Origin of the sequence: Streptomyces cyaneochromogenes, assembly GCF_003963535.1 — a bacterium.
Taxonomy (GTDB): domain Bacteria; phylum Actinomycetota; class Actinomycetes; order Streptomycetales; family Streptomycetaceae; genus Streptomyces; species Streptomyces shaanxiensis.
This window is the reverse complement of sequence record NZ_CP034539.1, coordinates 5012367-5032098: the sequence shown is the minus strand read 5'-3', so window position 1 is coordinate 5032098 and position 19732 is coordinate 5012367. Positions and strand designations below refer to the sequence as shown.

Here is a 19732-nt window from a genome sequence, read left to right as displayed (position 1 = left end):
CGTGCACGCGAGGGCCGAGGGGCGAAGGACGAGCCGCCGCCTCTGCTATGGCGCAGGCCACGCGCCTGTTATGGGTGGGTCACCGAGGGCCACGGGCCGCTACTCGAAGCGAGCCGCCAGCAGGACGACGTCCTCCTCGCTGTCCGCCTGGTCCAGCCCGCCCGGCAGCACGGTCCGCAGGACGTGGTCGACGACGGCGTCCGGGTCGTGCCGGATGGCCCTGGGCACGCCGGCCGCGGCCGCGTGCAGCCGCGAGAAGGCGCGGTCGGTGGGGTCGCCGGTGCGGTGCAGCAGTCCGTCGGTGTACAGCAGAACCGTCTCTCCGGCTTCGGCCGTCAGCTCCACGCTCGGCGCCTCCCAGCAGGACAGCATGCCCAGCGGCGCGGACACGGAGGTCTCCACGAACTCCGTGCGACGGTCGCCGATCAGCAGCGGCGGGGTGTGCCCGGCACCGGCGAGCGTGATCTTGCGCAGGGCGGGCTCGCAGTAGGCGAACAGGGCGGTGGCGGAACGGGCGGGCTCGGTGAGTCGCAGCAGCAGTTCCAGGTCGGACAGGACCGCGACCGGGTCCTCGCCCTCCATGACGGCGTACGCCCGCAGCGACGCCCTGAGCCGTCCCATCGCGGCGATCGCGCTGGGCCCGGAGCCGGTCACCGAGCCGACCGCGAGGCCGAGCGCGGCGTCCGGCAGCGGCAGCGCGTCGTACCAGTCGCCGCCCCCGCGCGGGCCGGTACGGTGCCGGGCCGCCAGCTGGACGCCCGCCATGCGGGGCAGCCGGGAGGGGAGCAGTTCCTCGGCCATGGTCCGCAGGCACGCGCGCGTGCGCTCGACTTCGAGGAGCCGGGCCAGGTGCTCGGTGGCGTAGCGGGTGTACAGGCCGACGAGGTGGCGCTGGCGCTCGGCCGGTTCGGCGGGCTCGTCGTACAGCCATACGGCGGCGCCGAGGCGCCCGGCGGCGTCGGTGGACAGGGGGAGGGCGTAGCTCGCGGCGTAGCCGAGGCGGGCGGCCACCTCGCGGTGGCGGGGGTCGAGCTTGGCCTCGGCGAGCAGGTCGGGCTCGGCGATCTCGCCGTCGCCGCCCGGGAGGCCGTCGAGGATCTTGCCGTACGACATCGCGCTGCGCGGCACGGTCTCGATGTGTCCGAGGTCGGCGCGGGCGAGGCCCAGCCCGATGGTCGTGTCGGGGCCCAGCCCGTCCGCCGGCTCCAGTACGACGAGACCACGCCGGGCGCCCACGAGGGCGGATCCGGCGCGCAGGAGTTCCTCGAGGGCCTCGGCGAGCGTGTCCGTGCGGGCCAGGCGTTCGGTGAGTTCGTGGAGCGTCGTGAGGTCCGACACCCAGCCGGCGAGACGGTCCTGGAGCACCACTCCCGGTGGGTTGGGCGGGGGGACGGCTGAGGCGCCGGAGGCCGCTTGCGCGGGCGCGACAGTGTGTGCGGGCGAGGGAACCGTCGAATCGATTCCGGCCACTTTCGGAGGGTGGGGAGCGTTCATGGCGTCCGGCTTTCCGACCGGTGCGTATTGCTCAAAAGCATCGCAAACCCCCATGTCATTCTGCGCCGCTAGCAGTGCCTCCACATGTACACGCACTCGTGAGGGGATGTCCAGCATTGTCCTGCCGGGATTCCTGGTGTCCGTGGGCAACCAGAGCAGTTGCCGTAGATCTCTTGCGTAAAGGCAAAGTTGGCTTAAAACTGTCGCAGGGAACGGGGTATTGCGGTCGACTGGTTTCGCTCCACGGAGCGTCACAGCGGTCGTGATGGGTACGTACTCGGTGAAGGCCAGGGGCGGTTGACAACCACCCGGAACCTGGTGACGGACCCGGGCGTCTTAGCCACCGACGGCCGTGCCCCATCCTCCCGTGGCGGAGGCGAAGAGAAATACGCGGGACAGCAAAACGCCAGACTTCGCCACCCCACGCCACGCCCATGCTTTTGCTAGACGCAGTATGGACGGGGCTGCCGCGGAAGCAGCCAACGCTCGACCCATAGGGGTTTCCCTTGCCCAGGGCAGGGGTGTGATGCGCCATTAGGTACGCACAGTGAAGTGATCGACACATGGTGTGATGTGGCCCACGGTGTTGCCAGCGGTGCAACGGAAAGGAACGAGCGCTCATGCGCGAGATCCTCGGAAAGCGACGCAGGCTCCTGCGCGGCGACGGGAGGCCTGAGGTGATCAGCGCGGCCCTGACCTTCGCGACTCAATGGCAGTGGCCCGTACTCCCGGGTGTGGCGGCGGATTCGCAGAAGCGGGACCGCTGCGGTTGTCCGGATCCCGAATGCACGGTGCCCGGTGCCCACCCCTTCGACCCCGGTCTCCTCGCGGCGACCACCGACGAGCGCATGGTGCGCTGGTGGTGGTCCAACCGGCCCGCGGCACCGATCATCCTCGCCACCGGCGGCCAGGCGCCCTGCGCGGTCAGCCTTCCGGCCCTGCCGGCCGCCCATGCCCTCACCGCGCTCGACCGCATGGGCATGCGCCTCGGCCCGGTCGTCGCCTCGCCCACCCGCTGGGCGATCCTGGTGAAGCCGTACTCCATGGAGCAGCTGGGCGAACTGCTGTACGCCAAGGACTTCGTCCCGGGCTCCCTGCGTTTCCACGGAGAGGGCGGCTATCTCGCCCTGCCCCCGTCCGAGACGGGCCAGGGTCCCATCAGCTGGCAGCGCGCCCCGCTGCCCGGCTCGGCCTCCCCGTGGGTGCCCGACGTGGAGGCCGTGGTCGACGCCGTGGTCGAGGCCCTCACTCGTACGGGTGTGAGCGCACCCGAGTTGTAGGGGTGTACGGCGCGCGCGGAACGGCGCACGCGTGCGTGGTCGTTACATTCCGCTGTATGCCCCGTCACGCTGAGACACGCCGCCCCGGCTCAGGAAAGATCCGTCTGTTCGCCCTCACCGGCGCCGTGGTGGGCGCGGTCGCGCTGCCGCTGGCCGTCGCGTCCGCAGGACCCGTGGGCGAGGAGGAGCGCGCCCTCGGCCATACGTCACGCAAGGCCGAGCGCCCTTCGGTACGTCCCTCCCCCGCCGCCGACGACAAAGGGCCCTCCGCCGAGCCCGGCGACTCGCCGCTGCTGCTCGGCCTGGGCCTGGTCACCGCCGCCCGCTGCGGCCCCGAGCTCACCTCCCCGGAGGGCATCGAGGCGCAGACCTGTGTCCTCACGCAGGGCGAGGAGACCTGGGCGCGCACCTACTTCCGCAATGCGACCGGCGGCGCGCTGGACTCCGTCCTGAGCCTCATGGGGCCCGGCGGGCGCACGGTGCAGATGCGCTGCGCCGGGGGCGCCGGAGACGAGCCGGGGACCTGTGAGACGCCCCGGCGGCCCACTCGGGGAGGCCTGGACGCCTATACGGCGGTCGCGGAGTTCGCCGCGCGGGCCGGGAACGGGCCGCTGCTGCTGCGCGCCGCGAGCAACTCCGTGCCGGACAATTCCGAGGCGGCCACGGGACGTTGACACGCGGCGTCATTCCGTAAATGACTGCGCACATGGAAAGACCCGGTTGCTGGCGACGGGGGATGCACCAGCAACCGGGCTAATGGAACGGTAACAAGAGATCCGCCGTTCGCAAATTCGATCTGGGCTTTCCAGTCACGGATTCCCTTGCTCCGCTTGGGAGTTGTGATGGGATTCACCCCTCGGGGGAGGGCAGGTTCGGCTGAACCGCCGTTCAGCCGAACCCGATCTCCGTCCTGTGCGTCAGCTGAGCGTGACCTGCCGGTTGGTCAGGCCGCCACGCGCGCGGCGCTCGTCCGCGGTGAGCGGAGCGTCGGTGGCCAGGGCCGCGGCGAGGCGCTCGGCGAACTCGGCCGCCGGCTTCTCCACGTCCTCCGCGCCGATCTCGCTCGGCAGGTCCCAGACCGGCACGGTGAGGCCGTGAGCGCGGAAGGAACCGACGAGCCGGGTGCCTTCGCCGAGGCTCGACTTCCCTGCCGCGTGCAGCCGCGCGAGAGCGTCCAGAAGCTGCTCCTCGGGGTGCGGCATGACCCAGCGCAGGTGGTTCTTCTCCGGCGTCTCGCACCAGTAGGCGGCGTCCACGCCGGTCAGCTTCACGGTGGGGATGGCCGCGGCGTTGGCCCGCTCCAGGGAGGCGGAGACCTCAGGAGTGGCGTTCTCCGCGTCCGGGACCCAGAACTCGAAGCCCGGGTGCACAACTGGCTCGAACGCGCCTTCGGGGTCGAGCAGATCCTGCAGCCGCGGACCGTCGGCCGGGGCGCGGCGGCCCTGGACCGGGGTGCCCGGCTGGGCGGCGAGAGCCTGCTGGAGGGTGTCGGCGAGGTCACGGCTGATGTCGCCCGACGCCGTGTCGTTCTGCAGGCCGAGCAGCACCGAGCCGTCGTCGCGGCGCAGGGCCGGCCAGGCCATCGGCAGGACGGTGGCGAGGGTGACGGACGGGACGCCTTCGGGGAGACCGCCCTTCAGGGGCAGTTCGACGGTGGCGGCCGGCACCAGTTCGCGCAGGGCCACCCAGTCGCACTCGCCCGGCAGCCCCTCGAACGGGCGGTGCACGAGCTCGGTCACCGCCTGTGCGGCGGCCCGGCCGTGGCAGGCCTTGTAGCGGCGGCCGCTGCCGCAGGGGCAGGGCTCGCGTGCGCCGACGACCGGGATCTCCCCGTCGCTGAGCTGCGGGCGCTTGGCCTGGGTCTGGGGTCGCTTCTTGGCCATCGTGAGTTGTCTCCCGGTTACGGCTCGTCTCGTACGGCGCGAGCCTAGCCGTTCAGGCCATGGCCGACGGGAGCCTGTGGACAACCCACGGTTCGTGCCGGGCACGGCCTCCGGTGCCGAGCGCCCGTCAATCCATGTCGTCGAAGGCGTCCGCGAAGTCGAGGCCGGGTATCGCGCTCACGGACGGCGCCGCAACGCGCGTAGCGAAGTCGTCGCGGCGGTGCCCGGCATCAGGATCATGAACGTCGACGTGGACCACGACCCAGACCGTGACCTCACCGCGGGCGTCGTCCCGTACCCCCCAGTCGTCGGCCAGGGCGGTGATGATGTTCAGCCCGCGGCCGCCGTGCGCGGTGACCGAGGGCGTGGCTGGAGCCGGGCGGGTGGGTCCGCCGCCGTCCGTCACCTCCACGGTGAGCCTGCCGCCCGCGTCCACGCGCCATGCGGCCAGGACGTCGCCGTCCCCGGACAGTGCGTCACCCAGTGGTCGGCCGTGTTTGCACGCGTTGCTCAAGAGTTCGGAAAGAATCAGTACGGCATCGTCGATGACCGATTCCGCTACCCCGCCCCTGCGCAACTGCGAGCGCATACGGTGTCTCGCTTCCCCCACGCCCGCAGGGCCATGGGGTACGGCCATGCTCGACGACGTGGGCACCTCCTGTGCCACCACCAACGCCACCCCCGAGACCTCCTTTGCCCCACGCCACGGTGTGGATGCCCCATTGGCCTGTACCGGAAACCGGCCAACCAATGTCTGGCGACGCATTCACAACGATCGAATACGGACCGAACGCGCCGGAGCACTCCCCGTAGTCGAGATGGCTGGAAATTATCGGTGTGGCCGAGAGTGGAGGATGAGGCTGCTGGGACTTCAGGGTCAAGAGGTTGTGCAGGGATTGATGAGGTTCTAGGGGTTTCCCGGTGTGCGGCTTACCCGGGGCACACGCGCGTGCTTCGAGCGCGCGGCGCCGGGAGCACACGCGCGTGGTCAGCGGCCGAGCTGGTGCAGCACCGCGCGCGGGCGGTTGGTGATGATGGCGTCGACGCCCAGTTCGACGCAGAGGTCGACGTCCTGGGGCTCGTTCACGGTCCAGACGTGCACCTGGTGACCCGCCCCCTTCAGGCGCTCCACGTACGCCGGGTGATTGCGCACGATCCGGATCGAGGGGCCGGCGACATGGACGCCCGCGGGCAGTCGGCCGTCCCGCAGCCTGGGCGAGACGAACTGCATCAGATAGACCGTCGGCAGCGTCGGCGAGGCGGCACGCACGCGATGCAGCGAGCGCGCCGAGAAGCTCATGACGCGCACCGGGGACTCCTCGGCCGAGGCGGGCGCGTCCAGCCCGAACCGCTTCAGCAGGTGCAGCAGCCGCTCCTCGACCTGTCCCGCCCAACGCGTCGGGTGCTTGGTCTCGATCGCCATCTCCACCCGCCGCCCGGCGTCGGCGACGAGCTCCAGCAGCCGCTCCAGGGTGAGCACGGAGGTGTCCTCGGGGTCCTCCGGCCGGAACTCCCAGTCGGGCTCCTCGGCCCGGTTCTTCCACGAGTCACGGTTCTTCCGGGAGCCGAAGTCCAAAGCGGCGAGCTCGGCGAGCTCCAGGGCCGAGACCGCGCCGCGGCCGTTGGACGTACGGTTGACGCGTCGGTCGTGGACGCAGACGAGATGACCGTCCGCGGTGAGGCGTACATCGCACTCGAGGGCGTCCGCACCGTCCTCGATCGCCTTCTTGTACGCGGCAAGGGTGTGCTCGGGAGCGTCTTCGGAGGCTCCGCGATGGGCGACGACTTGGATCTGCTGCTGCCGTGCGTGGGTCACCGCGTCATGGTGCCACCGCACCGGGGTGGGCGTGCGACCGGAGGAGCAGCGGGTGCGCAGGGATTGCGCCCGTTTAGTCTCACATGGGCAATATAAAGGTTGGCCGTGGACCCACAGCGACCGCTTATGGTGCTCTGACGGCCTGTGGGAAAAGCTGACGGCATACATAAAGGCATGCACAGCTGAAACGCACCGACCGCCGACAAGCAGTGGCAAGCGAACGGGCGTGACCGAGTGCGACCGAAGACAACAGCCGTGGATCGAGGAGAGAAGCTGTGAGCACCGAGAACGAGGGCGCCGCGGTACCCCCGGCCCCGTCCGCACCCCCCGTGCCGGTGGATACTCCCGCTGCTCCTGCTTCCCAGGAGCACCCGGCCCCCGAGGGCGACGCCGCCCCGACCACGCCGCTCCCGCCGGTGCCGAGCGGCGCCCCCGCTAACGCCGACGGCACGCAGCCGTACGCCGCCCCGGGAGCCGCCGACGGGTCACAGCCGTACGCCGCCCCGGTCGCCTCGAACGGCGCCGGTGCCCAGCCGCCCGTACCCCAGCCGCCCGTCACCCAGGGCTCGGCCCCCGATGCCTCCTGGCCGCCCCCGCCGCCGCCCGGCACGCAGCCGTACGCCGACGGCGGCGCCGCGGGCGGCGGTGCCGGTGCGGGCTCCGGCTGGGGTGCCACGTACCAGCAGCCTGCGCCGAAGTCCGGCCGCGGCCGCGGCGGTCTGCTCGCCGCGGTCCTCATCGCCGCGCTGGTCGCGGGCGGCCTGGGCGGCGGCCTCGGCTACACCCTGGCCAAGAACGACGACACCACCTCCTCCACGACCGTCTCCGCCCCCGACAGCGGCGGCTCCGTCAAGCGCGACCCGGGCACCGTCGCGGGCGTGGCCGCCAAGGCGCTGCCCAGCACCGTCACCATCCAGGCCGAGAGCAGCAGCGGCGAGGGCGGCACGGGCACCGGCTTCGTCTTCGACGCCGAGGGCCACATCCTGACCAACAACCACGTGGTGGCCGACGCGGTCGACGGCGGCAAGCTGACGGCCACCTTCCCGAACGGCAAGAAGTACGACGCCGAGGTCGTCGGCCACGCGCAGGGCTACGACGTGGCGGTCATCAAGCTCAAGAACGCCCCGTCGGACCTCAAGCCGCTCACGCTGGGCAACTCCGACGAGGTGGCGGTGGGCGACTCGACGATCGCGATCGGCGCCCCCTTCGGCCTCTCCAACACGGTCACCACGGGCATCATCAGCGCTAAGAACCGCCCGGTGGCCTCCAGCGACGGCACCGGCAGCAACGCCTCGTACATGAGCGCCCTGCAGACCGACGCCTCGATCAACCCGGGCAACTCCGGCGGCCCGCTGCTGGACGCGCAGGGCAACGTCATCGGCATCAACTCCGCGATCCAGTCCGCCGCCAACGGCCTGGGCGGCACCAGCCAGTCCGGCTCGATCGGCCTCGGCTTCGCCATCCCGATCAACCAGGCCAAGTACGTCGCCCAGCAGCTGATCAAGACCGGTGAGCCGGTCTACGCCAAGATCGGCGCCTCCGTCTCCACGGAGGACACCAGCGACGGCGCCAAGATCGTCGACCAGGGCAACAGCAGCGCGGACGCGGTCGAGGCGGGCGGCCCCGCCGACAAGGCCGGCCTCCAGCCCGGCGACGTCATCACCAAGCTCGACGACAGGGTGATCGACTCCGGTCCCACCCTGATCGGCGAGATCTGGACCCACCAGCCCGGCGACAAGGTCACGATCACCTACGAACGGGACGGCAAGTCCCGCACGGTCGAACTGACCCTGGGCTCCCGCACGGGCGACAGCTGACGTTCGACGGCCACGCGCGCGTAGGTCCGGCTCCGTTTGAGGGGCCGACCACGCGCGCGTGTCTGTTTTCCGGAGAGTGAGGGAATCCGGTTCCGGGGAGTGAGGGAATCGGGGATCTGCGAAGCGAGGGGAACCAAGCTTCGAAACGGGATTCCGGGAAGTGAAGGGAACCAGGACACGGCGTACCGCGTCCCACCACACCGGGTGGCCCTCGTTCACACACAGGTGTGGACTGCGCGGTGCGCGCCGGGAGTTGCCGGTCGACCGGTGACCGTGGCCATGCAATCGAATGGGCTATCGTGCCTTCTCGACCTCGACTCTTCGCAAACGGGAAGCAGAGCCGCGAATGGCAAGCAGACAAGGGGACAATCTCGCGGTGTCCGATCTTGGACGGCTCGTCGCCGGCCGGTACCTGCTGGTGGACCGGGTGGGCAGCGGCGGCATGGGCACCGTCTGGCGTGCCGAGGACAAGATGCTCGGCCGCCATGTCGCCGTGAAGAAACTGCGCATTCCACCGCACCTGCAGGACGACGAGGTCCGCACGCTCTACGAACGCACCCGCCGCGAGGCCCGCAGCGCCGCCCGGATCACCCACCCCAACGTGATCGTCGTACACGACGTGGTCGACGACGAGGGCCTGCCGTGCATCGTCATGGAGTACGTGCCCTCGGTCACGCTGAGCGACGTACTGAAGCGGCGGGGTGCGCTGCCGCCCGGGGAAGCCGCCCGGATCGGCCGCGCCATGGCCGCCGCCCTGCGCGCCGCCCACGACGTCGGAGTGCAGCACCGGGACGTCAAACCCGCCAACGTGCTGCTCGGTGACGACGGGCGGATCATCCTCACCGACTTCGGGATCGCCATGGAGTCGGGCACGTCCTCGCTGACCAAGCCCGGCGAGCTGATCGGCTCCATCGGCTACCTGGCGCCCGAACGACTGCGGGGAGCGCGCCCCGAGACCGGTCCCGCCAGTGACCTGTGGGCCCTGGGGGCGACGCTGTACCAGGCGGTCGAGGGGCGCGACCCGTTCCGCCGCGACACCGCGATCGAGACCGCGTACGCCATCGCCACGGACCCGTACGAGCCGCCGCGCAACGCCGGTGAGCTGGCCCCGGTGATCGAGGGCCTGCTCGTCAAGGACCCGGGCCGGCGCATGGACGTGCACGAGGTCGAACGCCGCCTGGGCGACGTGACCAGCACCGGGACCGAGCCCCTGGATCCGCCCACGCGACCGAACCGTACCGACGTCCTCACGCCTCCCGCGTCCAAGAGCCGCGCCGACCGCCGCCGTACGGTGGTGCTGTCGGCCCTGGCCGTGACGCTCGCCGCCTGTCTGGCGGGCGGCACGGTGTGGTGGCTCAACGGCAGGACCGACGGGCCTGGCAGGCAGGCCTCCGGCTCCGAGGCGTCGACGCCCACGACGGGCACCAGCCCTGGCGCCGGCACCGGCTCTGGGTCTGGCTCTGACCCCGGCTCCAGTTCCTCCGTGCCGCCGGTGCCGGCCGGATACCACCTCGAGAGTCCGGACAGCGGCATCTCCGTGCCCGTGCAGGACGGCTGGACCCGCAAGACGCTCTCCGGCGGCGAAGTCGGCTACATAGACCCGTCGCGCCTCGTGGGCCTGAGGGTCAACGTCATCGAGTTCGCCGGCTCCGATCCGCTGCAGCACTGGCGCGAGACGGAGGAGGAACAGACCGCTCGCGACAACCCCGGATACGAGCGGGTGAGGATGGCCGAGACGACCTTCCGGGGAGGGCCCGCTGGGTACTGGGAGTTCACCTTCGACGGCAGGGCACGGAAGTACCGGGCCGCGGAGCTGGCCTTCGCGAGCGCCCACGGAACCCAGTACGTGATCTACCTGTCCGCGCCGGACGACCAATGGCACGAGTACCGCCCGGCCTTCGATGCCGCCGTCAACGGGGTGCGCGTGGGCGACGGCACCTGACGCGTGGGCGGCGACACCGGATGCCGAGCGACGGCACCTGACGCATGAGCCACGTCACCTGGTACAGGACGGGCCAACCGGCCCCATCCGGACCAGGAACCCCGCACAACGCGCGAGGCCGGTACGCTGTACCCGCTCCGCCCCTGGTGGGCCGGGGCCGAGGTGGGTTGCCCGAGCGGCCTAAGGGAACGGTCTTGAAAACCGTCGTGGCAGCGATGTCACCGTGGGTTCAAATCCCACACCCACCGCTTGCCAGGCGACGTAAGGCCAGGTGGGAAGGGGTGTCCGGATTTCCGGGCGCCCCTTTCGCAGTCCGGCCGCGCGGTGTGGCCGAATCGGTTCGTGCGCTGTGCGGGCCATGAGGCCGTGCCTCGGCGCGGTTCAGGACTTCTTCGCGGGGGTCCGCTTCGAGGTCCTGCCTCCACCGGCGGCGCTTCGCCTGGGTGCGGCTGCCGTGCTCTTCCGCCCGCTCACGGCCTTCTCTTCGCCTGTCGCGGCCTGCGATGACGCTGTCCGGGCAGCCGATGCGGCCGGCCACTTCAACTCGATCTCCAACTCGATCTCCCCGTCACTGACCTCGACCTCGAACTCGGTGCGAAGGTCGGAGGGGATCCGCAGGCTGAGCTTCCAGGGGTCGAGTTCCAGTTCGGCCTCCCCGCCCTCCCTCAGCGCGGCCGCGAGCGCCTCGAGCTGATCAGCCGCCTCCAGGCGGGACAGTGAACGCTTCTGTTCAAGTTTGAGGTCCTTCATAGCACTCTCCGATCCGGCACAAGCAGAGTAAACGGGCGATAACATCCATTTTGTCGCAAGGGCGTCACGACCGCTGGGCCCGCAGCAGTCGCAACTGCCCGATCTCCGCGGCGTTCTTCATCAGCTCGGCGTTCACCCAGCCGATCATGTGGGCGACGGTGTACCCGGGGTCGCTCGGCCAGGGGAACGCGGCCGTGGCGTCCAGGTCCCGGTCGTCGAGGCGGTCCAGTGCCGCAAGCCAGTCGGTGCGCAGGTCGCGCAGCCGCGTGACGGCCGCCGTCTCGTCGCCGGACCAGGTGACGTCGTCCGCTCCCGGGGCGGGCGGCCCCGCAGATGGTCGGTGGCCACGCTCCACCACCAGCCGATGCGCCGGCTCACGCAGGCGATCGTGGGCACGGGGACGGGGTCGGGCTCGGTCTCCGCCCGGTCCGGAACCCAGGTGCCGTCGGCGGCTCGGTGCACCGTCCAGCAGTGTGGCGATTTTCGAGCCGCCGACACGCCGACCCTTTGTCACGCCGAGCCCCCGCCCGCTCCTCGGGCCCAGCGCCTCGCTGTCCCGCTAGAGCTCGTAGTCCCGCGCCAGCTCCTCCCAGGGGACCTCCCGCAACGCCTCCTCCGCGTCACAGCCGGACGGCACGTACGGGGTGGACTGGAACCAGATGATCGTGAGGGCGGAGCGGTAGAGGACCGGGTCGTGGTCGCGGTCGAGGGCGGTCGAACGGAAGGCGCCGACGCACGCCACCGGCGGCAGCACCTCGACCGGGCCGAAGGCGCCCGCGTACTGGTCGGGATACTCGCGCGGCGGCGCGACGAGGTGCACCGGAGCGGCGGGATCGGCCCGCTCGGCGGCGAGCAGCAGGCCCTTGATCTTCATCTCGTTGACCGGCTTGCACGGATAGCCCTCCAGCATTCCGCCGTACGTCGAGGAGAGCCGCAGTTCGGAGAGGTCGAGCGAGCGGCCGGACGTGAGGACGACACGGGTCAGCGACATGGTCGGCACTCTAGGGCGGTGGTGCATCGAGCTCCCGTGAATTTCAAGGCCTGTGCAAGGGCCAGTGCAAGCGCCTGTTCAGGGGCCTGGACAGGGCCTGGGGGCCTGTGGAGCGGCGGCGCGCGTCAGGGCCGGTGGCCTGTCATGCGTGCCGCCGACGCGATCGTGGCGCGGGCCTCGCGTTCGGTCAGGCCGGTGTTGAGGGCGGCTTCGACGAGGGGGTCGACGAGGGCGGGGCCGATGCCGTCCTCGTAGGCGCGGCAGGCCGCCCAGAACAGGCGGGTGTTGCGCTGCCCCTCGTGCGCGGCGAGCACGAACTGGACGAGTCCCTGGCCGTGGCCGCCGGTCGACGGGGGTGCGTGGTGGTGTGTGCGGGGTGGCGGGAGCAGGAGGCGCAGAAGGGCGCGCGGGCAGGGCGCGGGGGCGATGTGGGACGTGCCGGGTGCCGTGCTGTAGACGCCGTGGTCGGTACGGGAGCCGGGGCCGACGAGGTAGCCGCCGGCGCCCCGGATGTCGATACCGGGCGCGAGGCGGCCCGCCGAGTTGGGGACGACGATCCCGGCCGGGCCGGTCAGCCAGAGGTGGCGGCCGCCGCTCGGGGTCAGGACGACGACGGTGGGCGGAATCGTGAACAGGTGGCGCAGGGCGAGTTCGCGCAGGGCGGCCGAGGAGTCCGTACCGGATTTGGTGTCGAGGTCGATGCCGATCAGATGGTGTGGCGGCAGGCCGCAGGCGATGCCGTAGCCCGTCGCCCAGGGGGCGGCCGCGAAGAGTTCTCGGATGCGGGCGGGGTCGGTGGAGGCGTCGTAGACCCCGTGCCCGAAGCGGCCGCACTCGCCGTGGCAGGGGGCGGGGTCGGGGTCGTCACGGTGCGGGGAACGCAGGGCCGGGAGCTTCGTCCGGGACAGGGGGATGACGGCCAGTCCGCGCTCGGCGGCTGACAGGGCGTGTGCGAGGGCCAGCGTCGTGGCCTGCCGGTCGGTGGTGGCCATACCTCTATGTTCGTACGAGTGTTCGAAAAAAGGAAGGGGGATTAGGGGTGACCCGGTCGGCGACTCGCCGGTCGGCGGGGATTGGCCGGAAGGATGCAGGAACGCTTCATCCCTTGTGGTGCTTGGGGTGGGCCTGTCCCGTGCCGCTCCGAACTGTCCTCATGTGCGAGCTAGGAGCTACGAAGGGGGTTTATCGACTTGTCATCACGCTTGAGGGCGAATAGGGGCTTCCGTGGTGGTTCGCCGGGGATTCGGTGGGCAACTCTGATCTCGCGACGTCGTGCAGAACTCCGAGGCGGTCGGCCAACTGCCTTGGAAACAGCAGTACTTCATGCACCACCCATGCGTCCGGCGGGGAGCCTGGGCGCACCTGTTCTGGAGGAACAAACATGGCAAGCATCCGTACCGCCCGCGTCATCGCAGCCGTCTCCGCCCTCCCGCTCGCCGCCGCTCTGTTCACCGGCGTCGCGGCGGCGGACAACGGCGCCTTCGCGGACGACGGATCAAGTGCGGCTGTCACGAACGCCGTCCAGGGCCTGATCGGCAGCGGGGTCGGCGGCGACAACTACGGCACCTCGTCCACCACCCAGCAGCAGGCGACCGGCTCGGGCGCCTCCAACCAGAGCAACACCGCCCAGGTCAACGGGTCCGCGTTCACGGCCATCAACCAGGGCAACGACAACGCGGCCGTCAACTTCACGCCGCTCTGGTGGTGAGCTGAGGGGGTCGGTGCCCCGGTGCTCAGGCATCGGCCCCCTCGGATTGTGTCGGGTGTGCTCTGTGGGGTGTAACGCGTCTGCGCGGCGGTACTTCGGTGCCGCCGCGCAGGCGTTTTGGTGCTGTCGCGAGGGCGTTCATGGACGGCCTTGACAGTGAGTCGTATCTGACGGACAGTCAGAAACCCTCGCGGGGCCTCGTGCTCGTGGACGTTCCCGAAAACTCGTGGGAACCGGATCGGCGGTCGCGGTGTACCAGAAGTGTCAGTGCGATGCGTCGTGGGGCGACGAGGTCGATGAGACGAGGGGGCGACGGTGAGCTACGAGTCGACGGTGAGCCACGAGTCGACGGTGAGCCATGAAGCGCGGACGGGCGGCGAGTTCGCGGAGACGGGCAGCGAGTTCGCAGCGCGGCTGAAGGTCTACGAGGGGCGGTCGGCCGCCGTGGCCCGTGTGGGCAAGGACCCCATCAACGTGCCCATGATCCGGCACTGGTGCGAGGCGATGGGCGACACCAACCCGGCGTACTCGGGACCGGACGCCATCGCACCGCCCACCATGCTTCAGGCGTGGACCATGAGCGGCCTCTCCGGCCGTACGAGAGGCACGCACGCGTACGACGAACTGCTCGCCCTGCTCGACGAGGCGGGCTACACCTCGGTGGTCGCCACCGACTGCGAGCAGGAGTATCTGCGGCCGCTGCGGCCGGGGGACGAGATCACCTTCGACTCGGTGATCGAGTCGGTGTCGGAGAAGAAGACGACGAAGCTCGGCACGGGGTACTTCGTCACGACCCGCATGGACGTCCGCGTCGGCACCGACCTCGCGGGCACCCACCGCTTCCGCATCCTCAAGTACGCGCCCATACGTCGGCCAGGCCGGCGTGAGAAGCCTGCACGCCCCCGCCCCGTCGTCAACCGTGACAACGCCGGCTTCTGGGAGGGAGTCCGCAGCCGCACCCTGCTCATCCAGCGCTGCACCGGCTGCGGCACCCTGCGGCACCCCTGGCTCCCCGGCTGCAACGCCTGCGGCGGCCTGGACTGGGGCACGGTCGAGGCGAGCGGCATGGGCACGGTCTATTCGTACGTCGTGATGCACCACCCGCCGTTCCCGGCCTTCGACCCCCCTTACGCGGTCGGCCTGATCGAACTGGCCGAGGGCGTGCGGATGATCGGCAACGTGGTGGGCGTGCCGTACGACAAGGTGCGGATCGGGCTGCCGGTACGGCTGGAGTTCCAGGACTGCGACGAGGAACTGGTGCTGCCGGTCTGGCGGGCTCAGGAGGCGCAGGAGGTTCAGGAAACCCCAGGAGGTTCAGGAGATCCGGGAGGTCCAGGGGATCCAGAGGAGCCGGGAGATCAAGGGGGCTGGAGCATGACGGGCGGTGCGGAGGTGACGGGGGCGTCGGACGCGGTGGATACGTCGGACGCGACGGACACAGTGGCCACGTCGGACGCGACGGACGCGGCGGAGACATCGGACGCGACGGACGTGGTGGAGACGGCGGAGGTGGCACAGGCGGCGGGAACGCCCATGAAGGCCGGGGACGAACTGCTGCCGCTGGAGATCCCGATCACCCGCATGCTGATCGTCGCCGGAGCCATCGCCTCACGCGACTACCAGGACGTGCACCACGACGCGGAGCTGGCTCGCGAGAAGGGCTCCCCCGATGTCTTCATGAACATCCTGACGACGAACGGCCTGGTCGGCCGCTACATCACCGACCACTTCGGACCGACGGCCGTACTGCGCAGCGTGGCCATAAGGCTAGGGGCGCCCAACTACCCGGGAGACACCATGGTGTTGACGGGCACGGTCGAGGAGCTTGACGGCGACACCGCGACGGTGCGGGTCGTGGGGGCGAACGGCATCGGCAGACACGTGACCGGCACGGTGAGGGTGACCGTGCCGACAGCCACCGCTCCCTCGGGAGGTGCCGCATGAGCGCGCGCACAAGGGACTCCCTCTCCGGCCGGGCGGCGATTGTCGGTGTCGGGGCCACCGAGTTCTCCAAGGACTCGGGTCGCAGCGAGCTCCGGCTGGCCGTGGAGGCGGTGCGGGCCGCGCTGGACGACGCGGGGCTGACGCCGGGAGACGTGGACGGGATGGTGACGTTCACGATGGACACCAGCCCGGAGATCACCGTGGCCCAGGCCTGTGGGATGGGTGAGCTGTCCTTCTTCTCCCGCGTCCACTACGGGGGTGGCGCGGCCTGCGCGACCGTCCAGCAGGCGGCGCTCGCCGTGGCGACGGGGGTCGCGGAGGTGGTGGTCTGCTACCGGGCGTTCAACGAGCGGTCGGGGCGGCGTTTCGGCTCGGGCGTGCAGCATCGGGAGCCGTCGGCGGAGGGCGTGGCGCTCGGCTGGTCGCTGCCGTTCGGGTTGCTCACACCGGCGTCGTGGGTGGCGATGGCGGCCCAGCGGTATCTGCACGCGTACGGACTGACGCCGGAGGTGTTCGGGCATGCGGCGGTCACCGACCGCAAGTACGCGGCGACCAACCCGGCCGCGTACTTCCACGGCAGACCGATCACCCTCGCCGATCACGCGGCCTCGCGCTGGATAGTCGAGCCGCTGCGGCTGCTGGACTGCTGCCAGGAGACGGACGGCGGCCAGGCGCTCGTGATCACGTCCGCCGACCGGGCCCGTGATCTGCCCCATCCGCCGGCCGTCATAGCGGCGGCGGCACAGGGCGCCGGCCGAGGGCAGGAGCAGATGACGAGCTTCTACCGGGACGACCTCACCGGCCTGCCGGAGATGGCCGTGGTGGCTCGGCAACTGTGGCGGACGGCCGGGCTGGGACCGGGGGAGATCGACGTGGGGATCCTGTACGACCACTTCACTCCGTTCGTGCTGATGCAACTGGAGGAGTTCGGGTTCTGCGGAAAGGGAGAGGCCGGGGACTTCGTGGCCGAGGAGCGGCTGCCACTCAACACGCACGGGGGTCAGCTGGGGGAGGCGTATCTGCACGGCATGAACGGCATCGCGGAGGGGGTGAGACAGGTGCGGGGGACGTCCGTGAACCAGATACCCGGGGCGGGACGGGTCCTGGTGACGGCTGGCACGGGCGTGCCGACGTCGGGGCTGGTCCTGGCCGCGGATGGGTGACGCCAGCCTTGCCGGTGAGCGTTGCCCGTGGTGGTGCCGCTGGTGAGTGAGTCCGGTTGTGCCGCCGAGGGCTGCCCACGGGTGCCTCCGGCCTTGCCTCCGACGGAGGGTTCTCTGCCTTGCCTCCGACGGAGGGTTCTCTGCCTTGCCTCCGACGGATGGCGCTCCACCCTCGCCGCCCACGGGTGCCTCCGGCCTCGCCTTCGACGGACGGTGCTCCGCCTACCCCGCCCACGGATGCCCCACCCTCGCCGCCCACGGACCGCCCTCGGCCCCGCCGCCGACAGATGCCTCAGCCCGCAGCCAACGGAAGGCCCTCCACGTCGCCGCCGACGGATGACCCCCAGGGGTAATCCCGCAGTACCTGTCCCCCACTCGTCCACCTTCAGGAGGTGGAGTCAGCCCCACCCCTACAACCTGAGGCGGACGCTGCTTCGGCACCTGCGGCCGATCCGCTGAAGGAGGGGTCGCTCATAGCGTGGAGCCATGACCACACCCGTCTGCACCAGCGCTTCCGACGCCGCGACGCGGGCCTTTCCGAACGCGACGTACCCCTCCTTCACGTCGTACGTGCGGGCCCGCCAGCCGGTGCTGCTGCGTACCGCCCGGTCGCTGACCGCGAACCCGAGCGACGCGGAGGACCTGCTGCAGACCGCGCTCACCAAGACATACGTGGCCTGGGAGCGCATCGAGGACCATCGCGCTCTCGACGGCTATGTGCGCAGGGCGCTGCTGAACACGCGGACGTCGCAGTGGCGCAAGCGCAAGGTCGACGAGTTCGCCTGCGAAGAGCTGCCCGAGCCGGAGCCCAGGCCGGGCTGCCACGACGACCCAGCGGAGCAGCAGGCGCTGCACGACGCCATGTGGCGGGCGATCATGCGGCTGCCGGCGCGGCAGCGGGCGATGGTCGTCCTGCGGTACTACGAGGACCTCAGCGAGGTGCAGACGGCAGAGGTGCTCGGGGTGTCCGTGGGCACCGTCAAGTCGGCGGTGTCCCGTGCGCTGGGCAAGCTGCGCGAGGACCCTGAGCTGGTGCTGGCCCGGTAGCGGCGGCGCAGAGCCGGCGGTGAGGCGGCGGTCGAGCGCCCCTGACCTGGGGGTATGGGCGGCATCGGGGTGTGGGGGCCACCTCCCGATTGCCCCGTACCCCGTTATCGTCACGGCTGCATGAACGCAACGTGACATGATCGATCGCCCGACCCTAGTGACATACCGCGCGGTATGCGCGCAGAATCTCCGCAACCCTTACCACCGCGTAGGCAATGTCGCCCCCGGGAGGACGCCGTGCTGAGCACGATGCAGGACGTACCGCTGCTGATCTCTAGGATCCTGACCCACGGGTCGACCATCCACGGCACATCGCAGGTCACCACCTGGACCGGCGAGGCCGAGCCGCACCGCCGTTCCTTCGCCGAGGTCGGTGCGCGTGCGGCGCAGCTGGCCCACGCCCTGCGCGACGATCTCGGCGTGGCCGCCGACGAGCGGGTCGCGACCCTGATGTGGAACAACGCCGAGCACGTCGAGGCGTACTTCGCGATCCCCTCCATGGGCGCGGTGCTGCACACCCTCAACCTGCGGCTCCCGGCCGAGCAGCTGGCCTGGATCGTCAACCACGCGGCCGACCGCGTCGTCATCGCCAACGGTTCGCTCCTGCCCCTGCTCGTCCCGTTGCTGCCGCACCTCAAGACGGTGAAGCACGTGGTGGTGTCGGGTCCGGGTGACCGTTCCGGACTCGCCGACGCCGACGTTCAGGTGCACGAGTACGAGGACCTGATCACCGGCAAGCCGATCACGTACGACTGGCCGGAGCTGGACGAGCGGCAGGCCGCCGCCATGTGCTACACCTCCGGCACCACGGGCGACCCGAAGGGCGTCGTCTACTCCCACCGTTCGATCTACCTGCACTCCATGCAGGTCAACATGACCCAGTCGATGGGTCTGACGGACCAGGACACTTCGCTCGTCGTGGTCCCGCAGTTCCACGTCAACGCCTGGGGCCTGCCGCACGCCACCTTCATGACCGGCGTCAACATGCTGATGCCGGACCGCTTCCTCCAGCCCGCGCCGCTCGCCGAGATGATCGAGGGCGAGAAGCCGACCCACGCGGCCGCGGTGCCCACCATCTGGCAGGGCCTGCTGGCCGAGCTCACCGCCAAGCCGCGGGACGTCTCCACCCTCGGCCAGGTCACCATCGGCGGCTCGGCCTGCCCGCCCTCCCTCATGCAGGCCTTCGACAAGCTGGGCATGCGGGTCTGTCACGCCTGGGGCATGACGGAGACGTCGCCCCTCGGCACGGTCGCCCGTCCGCCGGCCCACGCGGTCGGTACGGAGGAGGAGTTCGGGTACCGGCTGACCCAGGGCCGCTTCCCCACCTCCGTCGAGGCCCGCCTCACCGGCCCCGGCGGCGAACGCCTCCCCTGGGACGGCGAGTCGGCCGGCGAGCTGGAGGTGCGCGGCCCCTGGATCGCGGGCGCCTACTACAACGGCCCCGACGCCGAACCCCTGCGCCCCGCCGACAAGTTCAGCGAGGACGGCTGGCTGAAGACCGGCGACGTCGGCATCATCTCCCCCGACGGCTTCCTCACCCTGACCGACCGCGCCAAGGACGTCATCAAGTCCGGCGGCGAGTGGATCTCCTCGGTGGAGCTGGAGAACGCGCTGATGTCCCACCCGGACGTCGCCGAGGCCGCCGTGGTCGCCGTCCCCGACGACAAGTGGGGCGAGCGCCCGCTGGCCACGGTCGTCCTCAAGGAGGGCGCCAGCACCGACTTCGAGACCCTGCGCACCTTCCTCGCCGAGGAGGGCAAGATCGCCAAGTGGCAGCTCCCGGAGCGCTGGACGGTCATCGCGGCGGTGCCGAAGACGAGCGTCGGCAAGTTCGACAAGAAGGTGCTGCGCAGGCAGTACGCCGAGGGCGACCTGGACGTCACCCAGCTCTGACGCG

Annotated in this window: 15 protein-coding genes, 1 tRNA gene and 2 pseudogenes; 10 read left to right on the top strand and 8 right to left on the bottom strand. The window is 70.7% G+C overall.

From position 1 onward, the window contains the following. Nucleotides 1–99: 99 nt before the first annotated feature. Nucleotides 100–1611 carry a PP2C family protein-serine/threonine phosphatase gene (locus EJ357_RS22835; protein WP_175647481.1) on the bottom strand — a complete coding sequence of 504 codons (1512 nt, stop codon included), beginning with the start codon at nucleotides 1609–1611 and terminating at the stop codon, nucleotides 100–102. A gap of 503 nt (nucleotides 1612–2114) precedes the next feature. Here EJ357_RS22835 and EJ357_RS22830 point away from each other — a divergent pair. After that, nucleotides 2115–2774: a bifunctional DNA primase/polymerase gene (locus EJ357_RS22830; protein WP_126393429.1), complete on the top strand. Its 660-nt coding sequence runs from the start codon at nucleotides 2115–2117 to the stop codon at nucleotides 2772–2774. Nucleotides 2775–2830: 56 nt separating this feature from the next. Then, nucleotides 2831–3448 carry a hypothetical protein gene (locus tag EJ357_RS22825; RefSeq protein WP_126393428.1) on the top strand — a complete coding sequence of 206 codons (618 nt, stop codon included), beginning with the start codon at nucleotides 2831–2833 and terminating at the stop codon, nucleotides 3446–3448. Nucleotides 3449–3691: 243 nt separating this feature from the next. On the opposite strand, the gene EJ357_RS22820 is transcribed toward EJ357_RS22825, so the two are convergent. The 3 genes from EJ357_RS22820 to EJ357_RS22810 all read right to left on the bottom strand — a co-directional run bounded on the left by EJ357_RS22820 (nucleotide 3692) and on the right by EJ357_RS22810 (nucleotide 6473). Continuing rightward, the gene (locus tag EJ357_RS22820) at nucleotides 3692–4657 is read right to left on the bottom strand and encodes a DUF5926 family protein (RefSeq protein ID WP_126393427.1); all 966 of its coding nucleotides are present in this window, start codon (nucleotides 4655–4657) and stop codon (nucleotides 3692–3694) included. Nucleotides 4658–4784: 127 nt separating this feature from the next. After that, nucleotides 4785–5423, bottom strand: a complete 639-nt coding sequence (locus EJ357_RS22815) for an ATP-binding protein (protein WP_126393426.1) — start codon at nucleotides 5421–5423, stop codon at nucleotides 4785–4787. Nucleotides 5424–5645: 222 nt separating this feature from the next. Then, complete coding sequence (locus tag EJ357_RS22810; RefSeq protein ID WP_126393425.1) at nucleotides 5646–6473, bottom strand: glycerophosphodiester phosphodiesterase; 828 nt, start codon at nucleotides 6471–6473, stop codon at nucleotides 5646–5648. 275 nt (nucleotides 6474–6748) lie between these two features. Between EJ357_RS22810 and EJ357_RS22800 the strand changes: the two genes are divergently transcribed. The 3 genes from EJ357_RS22800 (at nucleotide 6749) to EJ357_RS22790 (ending at nucleotide 10480) form a co-directional block, all read left to right on the top strand. Beyond that, on the top strand, nucleotides 6749–8290 hold the full coding sequence (locus EJ357_RS22800; protein WP_126393424.1) for a S1C family serine protease: 1542 nt from the start codon (nucleotides 6749–6751) through the stop codon (nucleotides 8288–8290). 376 nt (nucleotides 8291–8666) lie between these two features. Continuing rightward, the gene (locus EJ357_RS22795) at nucleotides 8667–10232 is read left to right on the top strand and encodes a serine/threonine-protein kinase (RefSeq protein WP_126393423.1); all 1566 of its coding nucleotides are present in this window, start codon (nucleotides 8667–8669) and stop codon (nucleotides 10230–10232) included. A gap of 161 nt (nucleotides 10233–10393) precedes the next feature. After that, nucleotides 10394–10480 (top strand) — tRNA-Ser (locus EJ357_RS22790). 133 nt (nucleotides 10481–10613) lie between these two features. Here EJ357_RS22790 and EJ357_RS22785 read toward each other — a convergent pair. The 4 genes and pseudogenes from EJ357_RS22785 to EJ357_RS22770 form a co-directional block, all read right to left on the bottom strand. Then, entirely contained in the window at nucleotides 10614–10982 is a 369-nt protein-coding gene (locus EJ357_RS22785) for an amphi-Trp domain-containing protein (protein ID WP_126393422.1), read from the bottom strand. Nucleotides 10983–11046: 64 nt separating this feature from the next. After that, a pseudogene (locus tag EJ357_RS22780) lies at nucleotides 11047–11456 on the bottom strand (DinB family protein); the annotation flags it as partial. Nucleotides 11457–11541: 85 nt separating this feature from the next. Continuing rightward, nucleotides 11542–11973, bottom strand: coding sequence for a hypothetical protein (locus tag EJ357_RS22775; protein ID WP_126393421.1), 432 nt, complete (start codon nucleotides 11971–11973; stop codon nucleotides 11542–11544). Between the two features lie 125 nt (nucleotides 11974–12098). Continuing rightward, nucleotides 12099–12965, bottom strand: coding sequence for a bifunctional DNA primase/polymerase (locus EJ357_RS22770; RefSeq protein ID WP_126393420.1), 867 nt, complete (start codon nucleotides 12963–12965; stop codon nucleotides 12099–12101). Between the two features lie 389 nt (nucleotides 12966–13354). Between EJ357_RS22770 and EJ357_RS22765 the strand changes: the two genes are divergently transcribed. The 5 genes and pseudogenes from EJ357_RS22765 to EJ357_RS22745 all read left to right on the top strand — a co-directional run bounded on the left by EJ357_RS22765 (nucleotide 13355) and on the right by EJ357_RS22745 (nucleotide 19728). After that, on the top strand, nucleotides 13355–13681 hold the full coding sequence (locus EJ357_RS22765; protein WP_126393419.1) for a hypothetical protein: 327 nt from the start codon (nucleotides 13355–13357) through the stop codon (nucleotides 13679–13681). A gap of 414 nt (nucleotides 13682–14095) precedes the next feature. Next, a pseudogene (locus tag EJ357_RS49475) lies at nucleotides 14096–14977 on the top strand (bifunctional MaoC family dehydratase N-terminal/OB-fold nucleic acid binding domain-containing protein); the annotation flags it as partial. 644 nt (nucleotides 14978–15621) lie between these two features. Beyond that, nucleotides 15622–16788 carry a lipid-transfer protein gene (locus EJ357_RS22755; protein WP_126393418.1) on the top strand — a complete coding sequence of 389 codons (1167 nt, stop codon included), beginning with the start codon at nucleotides 15622–15624 and terminating at the stop codon, nucleotides 16786–16788. Between the two features lie 486 nt (nucleotides 16789–17274). Then, nucleotides 17275–17835, top strand: a complete 561-nt coding sequence (locus tag EJ357_RS22750; protein ID WP_126393417.1) for a SigE family RNA polymerase sigma factor — start codon at nucleotides 17275–17277, stop codon at nucleotides 17833–17835. A 249-nt stretch (nucleotides 17836–18084) separates the two neighbouring features. Next, entirely contained in the window at nucleotides 18085–19728 is a 1644-nt protein-coding gene (locus EJ357_RS22745) for a long-chain fatty acid--CoA ligase (RefSeq protein ID WP_126399838.1), read from the top strand. The last annotated feature ends 4 nt before the right edge of the window (nucleotides 19729–19732 follow it).